Source organism: Methylobacterium sp. UNC300MFChir4.1 (genome assembly GCF_900110155.1).
In the GTDB taxonomy this organism is placed as follows: Bacteria; Pseudomonadota; Alphaproteobacteria; order Rhizobiales; family Beijerinckiaceae; genus Methylobacterium.
The window spans coordinates 26,198-42,573 of sequence record NZ_FOCS01000012.1 but is presented as its reverse complement, the minus strand read 5'-3'; the positions used below and the strand labels follow the sequence as shown (position 1 = coordinate 42,573).

11 protein-coding genes and 1 other RNA gene are annotated in these 16,376 nt (G+C 71.8%); 3 read left to right on the top strand and 9 right to left on the bottom strand.

The annotated features are described in order from the left end of the window. The first annotated feature begins 116 nt into the window (after positions 1-116). Entirely contained in the window at positions 117-1,592 is a 1,476-nt protein-coding gene (locus BMY19_RS17070; protein ID WP_020094125.1) for a methyl-accepting chemotaxis protein, read from the top strand. Between the two features lie 44 nt (positions 1,593-1,636). Here the strand turns inward: BMY19_RS17070 and murD are convergent, their stop codons facing one another. The 9 genes from murD to BMY19_RS17025 form a co-directional block, all read right to left on the bottom strand. After that, positions 1,637-3,001, bottom strand: a complete 1,365-nt coding sequence (gene murD / locus BMY19_RS17065) for a UDP-N-acetylmuramoyl-L-alanine--D-glutamate ligase (RefSeq protein ID WP_100252390.1) — start codon at positions 2,999-3,001, stop codon at positions 1,637-1,639. Between the two features lie 205 nt (positions 3,002-3,206). Then, positions 3,207-4,292, bottom strand: a complete 1,086-nt coding sequence (mraY, locus tag BMY19_RS17060) for a phospho-N-acetylmuramoyl-pentapeptide-transferase (protein ID WP_012319328.1) — start codon at positions 4,290-4,292, stop codon at positions 3,207-3,209. A gap of 68 nt (positions 4,293-4,360) precedes the next feature. Beyond that, on the bottom strand, positions 4,361-5,809 hold the full coding sequence (locus BMY19_RS17055) for a UDP-N-acetylmuramoylalanyl-D-glutamyl-2,6-diaminopimelate--D-alanyl-D-alanine ligase (RefSeq protein WP_091927101.1): 1,449 nt from the start codon (positions 5,807-5,809) through the stop codon (positions 4,361-4,363). A 19-nt stretch (positions 5,810-5,828) separates the two neighbouring features. Then, a complete protein-coding gene (locus BMY19_RS17050; protein ID WP_100252389.1) occupies positions 5,829-7,286 on the bottom strand; it encodes a UDP-N-acetylmuramoyl-L-alanyl-D-glutamate--2,6-diaminopimelate ligase in 1,458 nt (485 codons plus the stop codon). Positions 7,287-7,310: 24 nt separating this feature from the next. Next, positions 7,311-9,203: a peptidoglycan D,D-transpeptidase FtsI family protein gene (locus tag BMY19_RS17045; protein WP_020094120.1), complete on the bottom strand. Its 1,893-nt coding sequence runs from the start codon at positions 9,201-9,203 to the stop codon at positions 7,311-7,313. A gap of 6 nt (positions 9,204-9,209) precedes the next feature. Further along, positions 9,210-9,623, bottom strand: coding sequence for a cell division protein FtsL (locus BMY19_RS17040; protein WP_012319332.1), 414 nt, complete (start codon positions 9,621-9,623; stop codon positions 9,210-9,212). Next, on the bottom strand, positions 9,620-10,684 hold the full coding sequence (rsmH, locus tag BMY19_RS17035; RefSeq protein ID WP_100252388.1) for a 16S rRNA (cytosine(1402)-N(4))-methyltransferase RsmH: 1,065 nt from the start codon (positions 10,682-10,684) through the stop codon (positions 9,620-9,622). The genes BMY19_RS17040 and rsmH overlap by 4 nt, the downstream gene beginning before the upstream one ends. Before the next feature lie 427 nt (positions 10,685-11,111). Beyond that, positions 11,112-11,510, bottom strand: an RNA gene (gene rnpB, locus BMY19_RS17030) — RNase P RNA component class A. A gap of 51 nt (positions 11,511-11,561) precedes the next feature. Further along, positions 11,562-12,002 carry a VOC family protein gene (locus BMY19_RS17025; RefSeq protein ID WP_056534063.1) on the bottom strand — a complete coding sequence of 147 codons (441 nt, stop codon included), beginning with the start codon at positions 12,000-12,002 and terminating at the stop codon, positions 11,562-11,564. A gap of 419 nt (positions 12,003-12,421) precedes the next feature. On the opposite strand from BMY19_RS17025, the gene BMY19_RS17020 reads away from it, so the two are divergent. After that, complete coding sequence (locus BMY19_RS17020) at positions 12,422-13,549, top strand: acyltransferase family protein (protein WP_244534940.1); 1,128 nt, start codon at positions 12,422-12,424, stop codon at positions 13,547-13,549. A 105-nt stretch (positions 13,550-13,654) separates the two neighbouring features. Beyond that, positions 13,655-16,279, top strand: a complete 2,625-nt coding sequence (pepN, locus tag BMY19_RS17015; RefSeq protein ID WP_100252386.1) for an aminopeptidase N — start codon at positions 13,655-13,657, stop codon at positions 16,277-16,279. Positions 16,280-16,376 lie beyond the last annotated feature (97 nt).

Below are 16,376 nucleotides of genomic sequence, written 5' to 3'. Positions count from 1 at the left end.
CGCAATACTAGTAAAAAGACACTCTATGTTAATCTTCCCATTGCAACTTTCGGATGTATCGACCCGGCGGGTCGCGGTGCGCCGCGCCCGATCCGCCCAGCGGAAGCCGACGCGCCATGTTCTCTGCCCTGAACGTCCGTGAAGCGCATGCCAAGCTCGCGGCCCTCGACCGGGTTCAGGGCGTGATCGAGTTCGACCTGGCGGGGCGGATCCTGTCGGCGAACCGGAATTTCCTCGACGTCGTCGGGTACACGCTGCCGGAGATCGTCGGCCAGCACCACAGCATGTTCATGGAGCCGGCCCAGCGGGACGCGCCGGACTACCGGGCCTTCTGGGAACGCCTGCGCTCCGGCACCTTCGAGTCGGGCCAGTTCCAGCGGGTCGGCCGGGGCGGCCGGTCGATCTGGATCCAGGCCTCCTACAACCCGATGCTCGACGTCCGCGGCCGGCCCTACAAGGTGGTGAAGTTCGCCACCGACATCACGCAGCAGCGCACCGAGGAGGCCGACCGCGCCGGGCAGATCGCCGCGATCGATAAGGTGCAGGCGGTCATCGCCTTCGACCTCGACGGCACGGTGATCGCGGTGAACGACAATTTCCTCGCCGCGATGGGCTACAGCCGCGCCGAGGTGCTCGGGCAGCATCACAGCCTGTTCGTGGAGCCCGCCTACCGGGAGAGCGAGGCCTACCGGGCCTTCTGGGCGGCCCTGCGGAACGGCACCTATCAGGCGGCCCAGTTCCGGCGGATCGGCAAGGACGGGCGCGAAGTCTGGATCCAGGCCTCCTACAACCCGATCCTCGACGCCGCCGGCCGGCCCTACAAGGTGGTGAAATTCGCCACCGACATCAGCGACCAGGTCCGGCTGTTCGCCAACCTGCGGACCCTGATCGATCAGAACTTCGGCGAGATCGAGCAGGCGGTGACGCACTCGACCACGGCGGCCTCGCTGGCCTCGTCGGCGGCGGACTCGACCTCCGGGAACGTCCAGACCGTGGCGGCCGCCGCCGAGGAGCTGGCGGCCTCGGTGGCGGAGATGTCCCAGAGCATCGTGCGCTCCCAGAGCGCCACCGACACCGCCTATGCCTGCGTTCAGGACGCGGACGGCCACACCAAGCGGCTGGCCGAGACCGCCACCGCCATGACCGGCATCGTCGGCCTGATCCAGGACATCGCCGGCCAGATCAACTTGCTGGCGCTGAACGCCACCATCGAGGCCGCCCGCGCGGGCGCGGCGGGCCGCGGCTTCGCGGTCGTCGCCTCCGAGGTTAAGGCGCTGGCCGACCAGGCGGCGCGCGCCACCGGTCAGATCAACGGCGAGATCGCCAGCGTGCAGCGCGTCTCGCAGGAGGTCGTGCAGGCTCTCAGCTCGATCGGGTCCTCGGTCTCGGTGATGCGCGAGACCGTGGTGGCCACCGCGGCCGCCATCGAGGAGCAGAGTGCCGTGACCCGGGATCTGGCCGAGAGCATGCAGAGCGCCGCGGGGGCCGTCACGGAGATCACAGGCAACATCGGGGCGATCGTCCAGTCGGTGGCCAACGTCTCGCATGCGGTCGACACCACCCGCGACGCCGCCAAGGTTCTGGCGCGCTGAGGTTCTGGCGCGCTGAGGTTCTGGCGCGCTGAAGTGGCGCTGCCTCAGGGCAGCGCCTGAACCAGCTCGCGGAAGCGGTTGCCGCGGATCTCGAAGTTCCGGAACTGGTCGTAGGACGCGCAGGCCGGCGACAGGAGCACCACCGGCTCCGGTGCGCCCGAGGCGGCGGCGTTCTCGGCGGCCTTCGGGACGGCGTTCTCGAGGGTCTCGCAGCGCGTGTAGGGCACGGCGCCCTCCAGGGTCGCCGCGAAGGCGTCCGACGCCGCGCCGATCAGGTAGGCGTGCGCGACCCGCTCGAAATACGGCACCAGCGGGAAGATCCCGCCCTCCTTGGCCTTGCCGCCGAGGATCCAGTGGATGTCCCGGAAGGCGGTGAGGGCCTTCTCGGTGGAATCCGCGTTCGTCGCCTTGGAATCGTTGACGAACAGCACGTGGCCGCGCCGCCCGACCTCCTCCATCCGGTGCGGCAGGCCCGGGAACGAGGTCAGGCCGGCCTGGATCTGCTCCGGCGACAGGTCGAGGGCCCGCGCGACGGCCACCGCCACCGCGGCGTTCTGCCAGTTATGCGCCCCCCGGAGCGAGCCGATCCCGTTGACGTCGGCGAGGGCCGTCCCGTCCGGCTCCCGGACGATCCCGTCGCGCACCGTCAGCGCGTCGGCGCACAGCACGTCGCCGTGGGGCACGTGGACACGCACGAGGTCGGCGCCGCGGCGGTCCGCGATGGCGCGGCTCGGGGCGTCGTCGACGCCGACCACCGCGAGGCCGGCGCCCTGGATCAGACGCTCCTTGATGGCCGCGTACTGCTCCATCGTGCCGTGCCGGTCGAGATGGTCCGGCGTGATGTTCATCAGCACGCCGACGCTCGGGTCGAGGCTCGGCGTCAGGTCGATCTGGAACGACGACATCTCGATCACGTGGACGCGGTCGGCGGCCGGCGGCTCCAGCGACAGGATCGCGGTGCCGATGTTGCCGCCCATCTGCACGTCGCGGCCCCCCTGCGCGAGCACGTGGGCGATCAGCGCCGTGGTGGTCGATTTGCCGTTGGTCCCGGTGATCGCCACGAACGGCGCCCCCGGCGCCTGCGCCCGCCGCTCCCGGCAGAACAGCTCGATGTCGCCGATGATCTCGACGCCGGCATCCCGGGCGAGCCGGACGCTCCAGTGCGGCTCGGGATGGGTCAGCGGCACGCCCGGGCTCAGCACGAAGGCGGCGAACGCGGACCAGTCGGCCGCGCGCAGGTCCCGCGTCTCGATGCCGGCCTCCCGCGCGCGGGCGAGGCTGTCGGCATTGTCGTCCCAGGCCTGCACGGCCGCGCCACCCGCCTTCAGCGCCAGCGCCGTGGCGAGCCCCGAGCCGCCGAGCCCGAACAGGGCGACGGTCTTGTCCTGGAAGACGGTGACGGGTGTCATGCGGAACTCTGGATGCGGCGGCCGGACCCGGCCGACCCGAACCGGACCCTCGTCCCGGGCGCCCCGCCTCGGCGACCCCGAAGGCTGGCTCCCGGGATCGCGCGGCCGGCCGGGAGCCTCCTTCGAGGCTCCCTTCCGCGGCCGCGCCTCAGGACGAGGGCGAGGATCGGATCGACCTCTCAGGCCGCCCCTCTAGCACGATTTCTCAGCGCAGCTTCAGCGTCGCCAGGCCGGCCATCGCCAGGATCACCGCGATGATCCAGAAGCGGATCACGACCTGCGGCTCCTTCCAGCCCTTCTGCTCGAAATGGTGGTGGATCGGCGCCATGCGGAACACGCGCTTGCCCGTGAGCTTGAACGACGCGACCTGGATGATCACCGACATCATCTCCAGCACGAACAGGCCGCCGACGATCGCCAGGACGATCTCGTGCTTCGTCGCCACCGCGATGGAGCCCAGCAGGCCGCCCAGCGCCAGGGAGCCGGTATCGCCCATGAAGATCTGGGCCGGCGGCGCGTTGAACCAGAGGAAGCCGAGTCCGGCGCCGATGACCGCGCCGCAGACGACGGCGAGCTCGCCCGTGTCGCGGACGTAGTTCACCTGCAGGTAGCTGGCGGTGAACGAGTTGCCGACGAGGTACGCGATGAAGCCGAACGTGCCGCAGGCGATCATCACCGGCACGATCGCGAGGCCGTCGAGGCCGTCGGTCATGTTCACGGAATTGCCCGCCCCGACGATCACGAAGGCGCCGAACAGCGGGTAGAACCAGCCGAGGTTCAGCAGCGCGTCCTTGAACACCGGGAAGGCGAGCTGGTTCTGCAGCGCGGCGGGCGAGTAGACCGCGATGGTCACGCAGGCCGCCATGGCGATCACCGCCTCGAGGGCGAGGCGGAACTTGCCCGAGAAGCCCTTGTGCGACTGCTTCGTGACCTTGAGGTAGTCGTCGTAGAAGCCGATCGCGCCGAAGCCGAGGGTGACGGTCAGCGTCACCCAGACGTAGTGGTTGCGCGGGTTGGCCCAGAGCAGGATCGCCACGACGGCGCCGGCCAGGATCATCAGGCCGCCCATGGTCGGCGTGCCGCGCTTGGTCAGCAGATGGGTCTGCGGCCCGTCCTCGCGGATCGGCTGGCCCTTGCCCTGGCGGATCCGCAGCAGCGAGATGATCCAGGGCCCGAACCAGAACACGAACAGGCCCGCCGTGAACAGCGCGCCGCCGGTGCGGAAGGTGATGTAGCGGAACACGTTGAGCGGCGTGAAGCTGCTGCTCAGGTCCGAGAGAAGGTACAGCATCCGGGCGCTCGGCCCCCTTGTTCAGGCTCAGGTTTCGGGGGACGGCGCCGCACGCGCAGGCGTGCCGGTCACGGGACGGCCTGGGTCCGCCGGGTCGGATCGACCGCGTAGCGGGCTTTCAGCGCCTCGACAATCCGGCCCATGCGGCTGCCGTTCGATCCCTTCACCATGACGGCGTCGCCGGACCGCAGGGTCCGGGCGAGCGGCTCGAGCAGGTCGGCCGCGGTGTCGGCCACCGCGCCGCGGCGGCTCACCGGCAGGGCCTCGAACAGGTGGCGCATCAGCGGACCGGCCGTGAAGACGAGGTCGACCCGGGCCGCCTCGATCGCCTCCGCCAGGCCGCGATGCAGGTCGGGCGCGGCGGCGCCGAGCTCGAGCATGTCGCCCAGCACCGCGATCCGGCGGCCGCGGGGCCCGGTCTCGATCCCCGCCAGGGTCGCCAGCGCCGCGCGGACGGCGACGGGATTGGCGTTGTAGCTCTCGTCCACGAGGTAGGCGGTGCCGCCGCCGATCTCGAGGGCGGTGCGCTCGCCGCGTCCCGCCGGCGGCGTCAGGCCGCCCAGCGACAGGGCCGCGCGGGCGAGGTCGGCCCCGAGGCTGTGGACCACCGCCATGACGCCCAGCGAGTTCAGCGCCGCGTGCCGGCCGGCGGTGCCGAGCTTGTAAGTGACGGGCTGGCCCATCACCACCGCGTCGATCACCGACAGGTCGGGCCGCAGCACGATTCTCAGGGCGCGGACGTCGGCATCCGCGTGCTCGCCGAAGGTCACCACCCGGCCCGCCCGGGAGGCCTGGGCGTGGGCGGCCAGGCGGTCGAAATGCGGGGCGTCGCGGTTCAGGATGGCGACGCCGCCGGGCTGGAGCCCGGAGAAGATCTCGCCCTTCGCGTCCGCGATCGCGGCCAGCGAGGCGAAATGCTCGATATGGGCGGGCGCGATCGTGGTGATCAGCGCGATGTCCGGCCGGACCTGCGCGGTCAGCGGCACGATCTCGGCGCCGTGGTTCATGCCGATCTCGAACACGCCGTAGCGCGCGGAGCGCGGCATCCGCGTCAGGGTCAGGGGCACGCCCCAGTGGTTGTTGTAGGAGGCCGCCGAGGCGTGGGTCTCGCCCTGCTCGGACAGGACGTGGCGCAGGGCCTCCTTGGTCCCGGTTTTGCCGACCGAGCCCGTGACCGCCACGACCTGCGCGCGCGTCCGGTCCCGGGCGGCGGCACCGAGGCGCACCATTGCGGTGAGAACCGGGTCGGCGCCCCCCTCGGGCACCGCCAGGACGGGGCCGTGGACCGCGAGCGCCTCGGCGCGCGCGGCGCTCACCACGGCGGCGCCGGCGCCGCGCCCCAGGGCGTCGGGAACGAAGTCGTGGCCGTCGCGGGTGTCGCCGCGGATCGCGAAGAACAGGTCGCCGGGCTGGAGCGTGCGGGTGTCGATCGAGGCGCCGCCGATCGCGCGCCCGGCGCCGGCCAACCGGCCGCCCGTCGCGGATTCCAGCTCCTCCCGCGTCCAGAGTGCGGTCATCGTCGGTCCCCCGTCGTCCTCAGGCCGCCGCGGCGATCGCGGCGCGCAGGACCGCGTGGTCCGAGAACGGCAGCGTGCGATCTCCCACGATCTGGCCGGTTTCATGACCCTTGCCGGCCACGACCAGCACGTCGCCCGGCCCGAGCCGGTCGACGGCGCTGTGAATCGCCTCCGACCGGTCGCCGATCTCCTCGGCGCCCGGCGCCGCGTCCAGGATGGCCCGGCGGATGGCGGCCGCGTCCTCGGTGCGCGGGTTGTCGTCCGTGACGATGACGACGTCGGCGAGCCGCTGCGCGATGGCGCCCATCAGCGGCCGCTTGCCCCGGTCGCGGTCGCCGCCGCAGCCGAACACCACGATCAGCCGGCCCGAAGCGAAGGGGCGGAGCGCGGCGAGCACGCTCTCCAGGGCCTCGGGCTTGTGGGCGTAGTCGACGAGGCAGAGGCCGCCCCGTGCCTCGCCGATCCGCTCCATGCGGCCGGGGACGCCGGTGAGATGGTCGAGGGCCGCCAGGACGCCGTCGGGATCGGCCGCCCCCGCCGGGGTAGCCAGTGCGAGGCCGGCCGCCACCAGGGCATTCTCGACCTGGAACTCGCCGACGAGCGGCAGGCGCAGCTCCCGGGTCCGGCCCGCGAACAGGATCCGGGCGACCTGCGCGAACCCCTCCGTGCGGACCGCCTCGACCCGCAGGTCCCGGCCGCCCCGCCCGACCGTGCGGACCGGCCGGCCGGCGGCCTCGGCGGCGGCGATGACGCGCTCGGCGTAGGCGCCGTCGGCATTGACGATGGCCGGGCGGCCCGGCGGCAGCAGGTCGGTGAACAGCCGCAGCTTGGCCGCGAGGTACTCCTCGAGGCTCGCGTGATAGTCGAGATGGTCCCGGCCGAGATTGGTGAAGCCCGCCGCGTCGAGGCGCACGCCGTCGAGCCGGCGCTGCTCGATCCCGTGGGAGGACGCCTCCATGGCGAGGTCGGTGACGCCGTCCGCTGCGAGTTGCGCCAGCGTCCGATGCAGCGTCACGGGGTCCGGGGTCGTGAGGGAGCCGTACTGCGCGCCGCGATTGGTGACGATGCCGACGGTGCCGAGGCTCGCGGAGTCGCGGCCGAGGCGCGCCAGGATCTGGCGGACGAAGTCGGCCACCGAGCTCTTCCCGGCGGTGCCGGTGACCGCCACCACGGTCTCGGGCTGCGGGCCCGCGAGGCGGGCCGCCGCGAGGGCGAGCGACCGGCGCGCGTCGGCGACCGGGATCCAGGCGACCGCGTCGGGCAGGTCGGCGGGACGGGTCCCCTCCCCGGCGACAGCGGCGGCGCCGCGCTGCGCGGCCTGCGCGGCGAAACGTCGGCCGTCGGCCTTCGTGCCGGGAACGGCGACGAACACCGTGCCGGTCGCGACCTGCCGGCTGTCGGCCGTGAGGTCCGAGACGGTCAGGTCCGCGGCGGGGCCAGCAGCCTCGGGGAAGAGGTCGGCGAGCCGCGCGCTCATCGCTGCACCCTCATCGATCCGATCTCACGGGCCGCCCAGCTGGTTGACGTGGTAGGCGTTGAGCTTGACCATCTGCGGGAACGGCCTCACCGGCGGCTCGAATTGCGGCGGCAGGCCGAGGATCGGCGCGACGCGCTCGATCACCTTGCCGGTGACCACGCCGGAATTCCAGGCCGCCGTGGCGTAGCCGCCCGATTCCGGCAGGCCCTGCGGCTCGTCCATGATCGTGACGAACAGGTACTTCGGATCGTTCATCGGCGCCGCCGCCATGAAGGTCGTGAACAGGCGGTTGTGGATGTAGCGGCCGCCGATGACCTTCTCGGCGGTGCCGGTCTTGCCGCCCACGAAGTAGTACGGGACCGCCGCCTTCTTGGCCGAGCCCTCGGCGGCGTTGAGCCGCATGATGTAGCGCATCGCCTCGGAGGTCTGGCCCGAGAGGACGTGCGTGGCCCGCGCCCGCGCCGCCTCGGGCGTCGTCTTGAGGAAGGTCGGCGTCATCAGGTCGCCGCCGTTGGCGATGGCCGCCACCGCGGCCGCGGCCTGGATCGGCGCCACCGCGATGCCGTGGCCGAACGCGATGGTGATGGTGTTGATCTCGGTCCAGCGGGACGGGACGATCGGCGCCGCGCTCTCCGGCAGCTCGGTGCGCAGCCGGTCGAGCAGGCCCATCTTCTTCAGGAAGGCCTTGTGGCCGGGGACGCCGACGCCGAGCGCCATCTTGGCGGAGCCGATGTTAGAGGAGTGGGTGAACACCTCCGGCATGGTGATGACGCGGTTCGTGCCGTGGTACTCGTGGATCTTCTGCCGGCCCCAGTTCAGCACGCCGCCCCGGGTGTCGAAGGTCGAGTTGACGTTGTACTTGCCGGAATCGAGCGCCATGGCGAGCGTCATCGCCTTGAAGGTCGAGCCCATCTCGTAGACGCCGACATTCATCCGGTTGATGCGGTCGGGCGAGAGCGCGTCCTTGGGATCGTTCGGGTCGAAATCCGGCATGGAGACGAGCGCGATGACCTCGCCGGTCTTCACGTCGAGGATCATCGAGGCGCCGGCCTTGGCCTTGAAGTGGTCGATGCCCCAGGCCAGCTCGTCGCGCACGGCGAACTGCGCGCGCAGGTCGAGCGAGAGCTGCACCGGCTTCAGGTCGGCCTGCTTGTTGATCAGCCCGAAGCTGTTGAGGGCCTGCAGCCCGGTGGAGTCGATGTACTTCTCCATACCGGCGATGCCGATGCCGTCGAGGTTCGTCGCGCCCAGGATGTGGGCGGCCGCGACGCCGTTCGGGTAGACCCGCTTGTGGTCGGGTAGGAAGCCGATGCCGGGGATGCCGAGCCGGTGGACCTCGGCCTGCTGCTTCGGGGTCAGCTCGCGCTTCACCCAGACGAAGCCCGCGCCCTTCTTGTCCTTGCGCTGCGTGAGCTTGGCGCGCAGCTCGGAGGCGTTGAGTTCCGGCAGGACGGCGGTGAGCAGCTCGACCGCCTCGTCCTTGTCGTAGATGTTGCCCGGCTCGGCGAAGACCGAGACCGTGCGGATGTCGGTGGCCAGGATCTCGCCGTTGCGGTCGATGATGTCGGGCCGGAAGGCGGTCGAGGACGCGGCCGCGACCCGGTGTTCCTGGCTGGGCGGCTCCCCGAAGATCGCCATCATCAGGAGCTTGGCCGAGATCGTCCCGAACACGCCGACGAAGACCAGCCCGACCATCGCGACCCGCAGGTGGGAGCGCTCGATCGCTAGCCGGAACATGCTGCGCAGGAGCGCCTTGGCGCGGTCGGCGCGCGGCTCGGGCTCGCGCGCCTCCTCCTCCAAGGGGCGCGGCGCGCCGGCGGCATGCGCCAGCGCGGCGGCTTCGAGCAGCGCCGCCTCGTGGTCCGACACGGCGGGCTCGACCGCCGGGTCTAGGGTCTCGTCGGCGTGATCGGACACGGGGGTTTACCTCGAAGCCGTCGTCGGGGTGCGGGTCGTGGTGACGGTGCGGGTGATCGAGCCGGTCGTGCGCGGCTCGATCGCGCCCTTGTCCTTGGGCGTCGCCGTGGCGGCGAGCAGACGGCCGATCTCGTCGCCGCGCTCCGGCCGGGCGGGCAGATCCGAGAGGCGCGCCAAGTGGCTGGTGCCGATCGGCTCCAGGGCGAGATGCTTGTCGACGGCCGCCTGGAGCCGGTCGGGCCGCGTCAGGAGCTGCCACTCGGCGCGCAGCACGGCGATCGCCTGCCGCTCCTTGTGCAGGGCGGTCTGGAGCTTCGAGACCTGACCGCCCTGGTAGAGCGTGTCGTACTTGATCGAGTAGGCGTAGATCGCCGAGGCGACGAGGCCGGCCACCGCCAGCAGGTTCAGGAGGCGGATCATCGGCGATGGCCTCCGCGGGCCGCGTCGGGCAGGCTCGCCAGCGCGGTCAGCGCGGCCAGCGGCTCGGGAACGTCGGATTCGGTGCGCTCCGCGGCCCGGAGCTTGGCCGAGCGCGCGCGCGGGTTGCGGGCGGTCTCGGCCTCGCCCGGCAAGACCGGGCCCTTCGTGACGGGGCGGAAGCTGCGGACGGTCTCGACCGGGCCCCCGGGCAGGTGGCGGGAGCCCTGCGCGGAGCGGCCGCTGCGCGCCGCGAAGAACTGCTTGACGATGCGGTCCTCGAGCGAGTGGAACGTCACGACGGCGAGCCGGCCGCCGGGCCTGAGCACGCGCTCGGCCGCGTGCAGGGCACGGACCAGCTCGCCGAGCTCGTCGTTCACGGCGATCCGCAGGCCCTGGAAGGTCCGCGTCGCCGGGTGGATGTGGCTGCCGGGCTCGGTCCGGACCACGCCGGCGACGAGTTCGGCCAGCTGCGCGGTGGTCTCGATCCGCCCGCGGCGCCGCGCCTCGAGGATGGTCCGGGCGACCGCGCGCGAGCGCCGCTCCTCGCCGAAATGGTAGATGATGTCGGCCAGAACGGTCTCGTCGGCCTCGTTCACGAGGTCGGCGGCGCTCGGCCCGTCGCAGGCCATGCGCATGTCGAGGGGGCCGTCGCTGCGGAACGAGAAGCCCCGCTCCGGCGCGTCGAGCTGCATCGACGAGACGCCGATATCGAGGACGACCCGGTCGACCTGCGCGATGCCGGCCTCCGCGAGGAGGCTGTCGAGGTCGCCGAAGCGGCCGGAGAGGAGGCGCAGGCGCCCGCCGGACTCCGCGACGAGCGCCTGTCCGCCCGCGATGGCCGTGGGGTCACGATCGATCGCGACGACCTGCAGGGCCGGATCCGCCGCGAGGAGCGCGCGGGTGTAGCCGCCGGCACCGAACGTGCCGTCGACCGCGATCCCGCCCGCGGTGCCGAGCGCGTCGACGACTTCCGCGAGGAGGACGGGGACGTGCGGCTCAGCCGCCGCATCGCCGCCGCCGTGGCGGGCCGAACTCTCGGGGGAGGAGCGGCGCCGGCTCATGGCCGCCTCGACGCGCCGGCGCGCCGTGGCGCGCGCGGATGGGCGGATTGTCGGCGCGTCCCGGAAACCCGGGCGCGGATGCGGCTCGTGCGTCTCATGGTGCCCTGTGCCGGGCCGCGCGAGCGCGGCGCGCGTGACGGGAACGGCACCGGATGCGGAGCGCGCAAGACGCCGCGCACGGACGGGACCTGCGCGATGGCAGGGTGCGCCCGGCGATCCGATACACGCCGTTGACGGGAGGATGCCGGGTATCATGGGCCTCGGAGGATCGTCAACGCACAAGCTTGGCACTGCCGCGCGGACCGATCTGAACCCGGCAAGGTTAACCGAAGGTTTTTGCCGCCGCGGAATCTTCGGCGCGCCGGCCGCCCGCGCGGGAACGCCGGCGGGGCGATAAAGCCTTGCAGGTGCAAGTCTTATCGGGAAGTGGATCAGCCGGCCTGTAAGCCGGGTTCTGTAGGGCCGGAGCGCTCGCGCGCGCCGGCGTGGCAGCCATTCCTCTGGGACGATCGTCGCCGATCGCCTCGAGCAACCAACCCGGGCGACTGGCCTGGAGAGCCGGCCTGCCCTTCTCGAGAAGGGCGCGCCGCCCCTATTCGGTCTTGCTCCCGGTGGGGTTTGCCGTGCCGTCCGCGTTGCCGCGTCCGCGGTGCGCTCTTACCGCACCCTTTCACCCTGACCCCGGACGGATCCGGGGCGGTCTGCTCTCTGTGGCACTGTCCCTGGGGTCGCCCCCGCCGGAGGTTATCCGGCACCGTCTCTCCATGGAGCCCGGACTTTCCTCCCCGAACGCTCGCGCGTCCGGAGCGGCCGCCCGGCCGGCTGATCCGCGGGCAGATGCGCCCGCGGGGCCGTCCGGGTCAAGGGCGCGGGCCCGCTACCAGGTGCCGGTGTTCTCCATCGACTTCCACGGCTCCTGCGGCTCCTTGGCGCCGCCCTTCTGGAGGATCTCGATGGAGATGCCGTCCGGCGACTTCACGAAGGCCATGTAGCCGTCGCGCGGCGGCCGGTTGATGGTGACGCCCTTCTCCTGCAATTTGGCGCAGAAGCCGTAGATGTCGTCGACCTGATAAGCGAGATGGCCGAAATTGCGCCCGCCCGAGTAGGTTTCCGGATCCCAGTTGTAGGTGAGCTCGATCAGGGGCGACTTGGTCGCCGAGGCCCGCTCGACATCGCCGGGCGCGGCGAGGAAGACGAGGGTGAAGCGGCCCTTCTCGTTCTCGACGCGGCGCACCTCCTTCAGGCCGAACGTGTCGACGTAGAAGGCGAGCGCCCGGTCGAGGTCGGCGACCCGGACCATGGTGTGCAGAAATTCCATCGGATCCTGTCCTGTTCTCTTCGAAGACGGGCCACCGGCCCGCTCCGGCTGACTCGCCCCGCTAGCTAGCGGCCGCTCCGGCGGTGAGAAGGCCGTCCGATACAGACTCGGGACAATCGGGCCCGGGCGTTCGCGCGGTCGGACCCCGTCGAGCCGACCGGGCGGGCGTTTCGGCAGCCCCCGGCATCGTCGGCCCGGCGGCGGGCCTCGCGCCGCGTGCGTCCCGTCGGCCCCGCCGCGAACTCCCGATCCGCCGGAGGAGAGACCCTTCGGCCGAAAGTATGGGCGCGTCTTACCCAGCAAGATGTAGCCCGGCTGCGACGGATTCGTCTTACTCGGTGGGATGATGAGAGCGGTTTCGAACGTCGGGGGCCGTGATGAGGACGCAGGGATCCGAGGGCGGCAGGCATGATGCACAGATGATCGGTCTCGATGCGGCACGATTCCTAGCCGCAATGCTGGTCATGATCTTTCATCTCGGCGCCTACGCGTGGCAGGCGCCCCTCTCGACGGCCGGGCGCGCCTTCGACTCCGCCGCAGCTTACCCCGGCCTGTTCGCCTGGACGTGGTTCGGATGGATCGGGGTCGAGCTGTTCTTCGTCATCTCGGGCTTCGTGATCGCCTACTCGGCCGAGCACGCGACCGCGCGCGCCTTCCTGCGCAGCCGCATCCTGCGCCTCGTGCCGGCGGTCTGGATCTGCGCCACGCTCACCGCCCTGGTCTCGCTCGCCATCGGCCGCATGGGGTCCGGTCGGCACGTGCTGCGGGCCTATCTCGACTGCGTCCTGTTCGTTCCGGTCGAGCCGTGGCTGGACGGCGTCTACTGGACCCTCGGCGTGGAGATCGCCTTCTACGCACTCGTCTTCGCGCTGCTGCGGCTCGGGCGATTCCGGAGCATCGGCCCGGTCTGCGCCGTGGTCGGCGGTGTGAGCACCCTCTTCTGGGTCGCGACCTTGGCCGTGCCGAACCTCCCCGCCCTGGCGGCGAACCGCGTGGCCGAGCTGACGCTCCTGCGCCACGGCTGCTTCTTCGCGCTCGGCGTCTTCCTGTGGTTGTCGCTCGTCAAGGGGCCGACGGCCGGTCGGCTCTGCGTGATCGCCGTCTGCGCCGTCGGGGCGCTCGTCGAGATCGGTGACGCGGCCGGGTCGTTCCTGTTCCAGATGGGCCGCAGCGAGGATCCGCTCCTCCCGCGCCTCGTCTTCGCGGGCTGCGTCCTGATGATCGTGGCCAGCGTGCGCGGCAACGCGTGGCTCCGCGTGCGGCTCGGCGAGCGGGGCTGCGCGCTGGCCCGACGGATCGGACTGATGACCTACCCGCTCTACCTCCTGCACAACGTCAACGGTGCCGCCCTGATCCACCGCCTCGTCGGCGGCGGGGTTCCGCCCTACGCGGCGCTCGTGGCCGCGTGCTGCGCCATGCTCCTGCTGAGCTACGCCGTGATGCGCTGGGCCGAGCCGTTCGTCCGCGCCCGCCTGTCCGCCACGCTCGACAGGGTCGGCCTCGAGCGGCCGCTCCGCGCGGAGGGCCGCCCCGCCCCGGGGCTCTGAGCCGGGCGAGGACCGCGCCACGCCGGCCGTTTCGACGGCTCCGATCGTTGCGCCGCGCGCTCCGAGGGACCAGAACGGGCCCGCCCCGCACCCGGAGTGAGCCGAATGCGCACCGAGACGCCGCCGCTGATCCGCCTCGAGGAATACCGGCCCAGCGACTACCTGATCGATCGCGTCGACCTCGACATCCGTCTCGACCCGCACGCGACCCGCATCGACGCGACGCTGACGCTGCGGCCGAACCCGGCCGGCGTGCCGGCGGCGCCGCTCACCCTCGACGGCGACGATCTCCGGCTGGTATCGGTCGCGCTCGACGGCGCGCCGCTGGCGCCCGACGCCTACGCGGCGACGCCGTCCGGACTGATCCTCCGCGATCCGCCGCAGCGGCCCTTCGTGCTGCGTCTCGTCACGGAGGTGGATCCGACCGCCAACACCAAGCTGATGGGCCTCTACCGGTCGAACGGCGTCTACTGCACCCAGTGCGAAGCGGACGGCTTCCGCCGGATCACCTACTTCCTCGATCGGCCGGACGTGCTGTCAGTTTACACCACGCGCATCGAGGCCGACCGGGCCGAGGCGCCGGTCCTGCTCGGCAATGGCAATCCCGTCGAGACCGGCGCGGCCGGGCCGGACCGCCACTTCGCGATCTGGCACGATCCCCACCCGAAGCCCGCCTACCTGTTCGCCCTCGTGGGCGGCCGGCTCGGGAAGGTCGAGACGCGCTTCACCACGATGGAGGGCCGCCCCGTCACCTGCGCGGTCTACGTCGAGCCCGGCAAGGAGGACCGGGCAGGCTACGCCCTCGACGCCGTCATCCGCTCCATGGCCTGGGACGAGACCGCCTTCGGCCGCGCCTACGACCTCGACGTGTTCAACGTCGTCGCGGTGTCCGACTTCAACATGGGCGCCATGGAGAACAAGGGCCTCAACATCTTCAACGACAAATACGTCCTGGCGAGTCCCGAGACCGCGACCGACGGCGACTACGCGGCGATCGAGGCGATCATCGCGCACGAGTACTTCCACAACTGGTCCGGCAACCGCGTCACGTGCCGGGACTGGTTCCAGCTCTGTCTGAAGGAGGGTCTCACGGTCTTCCGCGACCAGGAATTCTCCTCCGACATGCGCTCCCGGCCGGTGCACCGCATCGCCGAGGTGCGCTCCCTCCGGGCGCGCCAGTTCCCCGAGGATGCCGGGCCGCTGCGTCACCCGGTGCGGCCGCGGGCCTACGCGGAGATCAACAACTTCTACACGGCGACCGTCTACGACAAGGGCGCCGAGATCGTCCGGATGCTGCGGACGCTGATCGGTCCCGAGGCCTTCCGGGCCGGCATGGACCGGTACTACGCCGACAATGACGGCCGCGCCGCCACCGTCGAGGACTTCCTGGCAGCCTTCGCGGCGGTGACCGGGCGCGATCTCGGCGCCTTCGCCCGCTGGTACGAGCGTCCCGGCACGCCCCGCCTCGCCGTCGCGGCCGCGTACGATCCGGCCGCCGCCCGCTACACCCTCCGGCTCGCCCAGAGCCTGCCCGGCGGCGGCGCGGAGCCCGATGGGCCGCCCCTGGTGATCCCCGTGGCCCTCGGTCTCGTCGGGGCGTCCGGGCCGCTGGCGGGCGCGACCTGCCCGAACGTGCGGGACGGCGTCTACGTGCTCGACCGCCCCGAGGCCGAGGTCGTGTTCGACGCGGTCGCCGAGGAGCCGGTCCCCTCGCTCCTGCGCGACTTCTCCGCCCCGGTGCGGCTCGACCTCGCCCTGACCGACGCGGAGCGGATGCGGCTCCTCGCGCAGGACAGCGACCCGTTCAACCGCTGGCAGGCCGCGCAGGACGTCGCTTTGCGGCTGATCCTCGAGCCAGACGCCGATCGGACGGAGGCGTTCGCCGCGGCACTCGGCCAGTTCCTCGAAGACGAGGCCCTGGCCGACCCGGCCTTCGCGGCCCTGGTCCTGGCGCTGCCGAGCGAGGGCGAGGCCGCCGACGCGGTGCCGGCCGACGTGGATCCCGACGCGATCCACCGGGCGCGATTCAACCTGCGGGCGCGTCTGGGCCAGGCCCTGCGGCCGCGGCTCGAATCGATCGACGCGGCGCTCGCGCCGGTGGCCGGTGAGCCCTACAGCCCCGACGCCGCCTCGGCGGGGCGCCGGTCGCTCCGCAACGCGGCCCTCGACCTGGTCGCCGCCGGCGATCCCCGGGAGGGCGCCGCCCGCGCCGCCGCGCGGCTCGCCGAGGCCACCAACATGACTGACCGGCTCGCCGCCCTCGGCACGCTGGCGCTGATCCCGGGGGAGACCCGCGAGGCCGCCTTCGCGGAGTTCGCGGCCCGCTACGCCGACGAGCCCCTGGTCCTCGACAAGTGGTTCGCCCTCCAGGCCCAGATCCCGGAGCCCGGCACCCTCGACCGGATCGCGCGGCTGCAGGAACACCCGGCCTTCACCATGACCAACCCGAACCGCGTGCGGGCGCTGATCGGGAGCTTCGCGTTCGGCAACCCGACCCAGTTCGCCCGACCGGACGGGGCGGGATTCGCCCGCGTGACCGAGACGGTCGCGGCGCTCGATTCGACCAACCCACAGGTGGCCGCACGGCTCCTCACGGCCTTCGGATCCTGGCGCCGGCTGGAAAAATCACGCGGCGCCAAAGCGGTCGAAATGCTGAATGGGATCAAGGCGATCCCGGGGCTTTCCCGGGACACCGCCGACATCCTCGCGCGCACCCTCGGAGGCGGCTAACCGTCTGAATCTGCGGTAGAAATCGATTCTCGGGCTCACAGGCAACACCTGGGTTCCGTCAAGCCCTTATGGTAAAAAATCCGTGGACAAACTGCCC

Bases quoted from the DNA above. Each gene is read 5' to 3' on its own strand.
- BMY19_RS17070 (WP_020094125.1), top strand. From the start codon at position 117: ATGTTCTCTGCCCTGAACGTCCGTGAAGCGCATGCCAAGCTCGCGGCC.
- murD (WP_100252390.1), bottom strand. From the start codon at position 3,001: ATGACACCCGTCACCGTCTTCCAGGACAAGACCGTCGCCCTGTTCGGG.
- mraY (WP_012319328.1), bottom strand. From the start codon at position 4,292: ATGCTGTACCTTCTCTCGGACCTGAGCAGCAGCTTCACGCCGCTCAAC.
- BMY19_RS17055 (WP_091927101.1), bottom strand. From the start codon at position 5,809: ATGACCGCACTCTGGACGCGGGAGGAGCTGGAATCCGCGACGGGCGGC.
- BMY19_RS17050 (WP_100252389.1), bottom strand. From the start codon at position 7,286: ATGAGCGCGCGGCTCGCCGACCTCTTCCCCGAGGCTGCTGGCCCCGCC.
- BMY19_RS17040 (WP_012319332.1), bottom strand. From the start codon at position 9,623: ATGATCCGCCTCCTGAACCTGCTGGCGGTGGCCGGCCTCGTCGCCTCG.
- rsmH (WP_100252388.1), bottom strand. From the start codon at position 10,684: ATGAGCCGGCGCCGCTCCTCCCCCGAGAGTTCGGCCCGCCACGGCGGC.
- BMY19_RS17025 (WP_056534063.1), bottom strand. From the start codon at position 12,002: ATGGAATTTCTGCACACCATGGTCCGGGTCGCCGACCTCGACCGGGCG.
- BMY19_RS17020 (WP_244534940.1), top strand. From the start codon at position 12,422: ATGATCGGTCTCGATGCGGCACGATTCCTAGCCGCAATGCTGGTCATG.
- pepN (WP_100252386.1), top strand. From the start codon at position 13,655: ATGCGCACCGAGACGCCGCCGCTGATCCGCCTCGAGGAATACCGGCCC.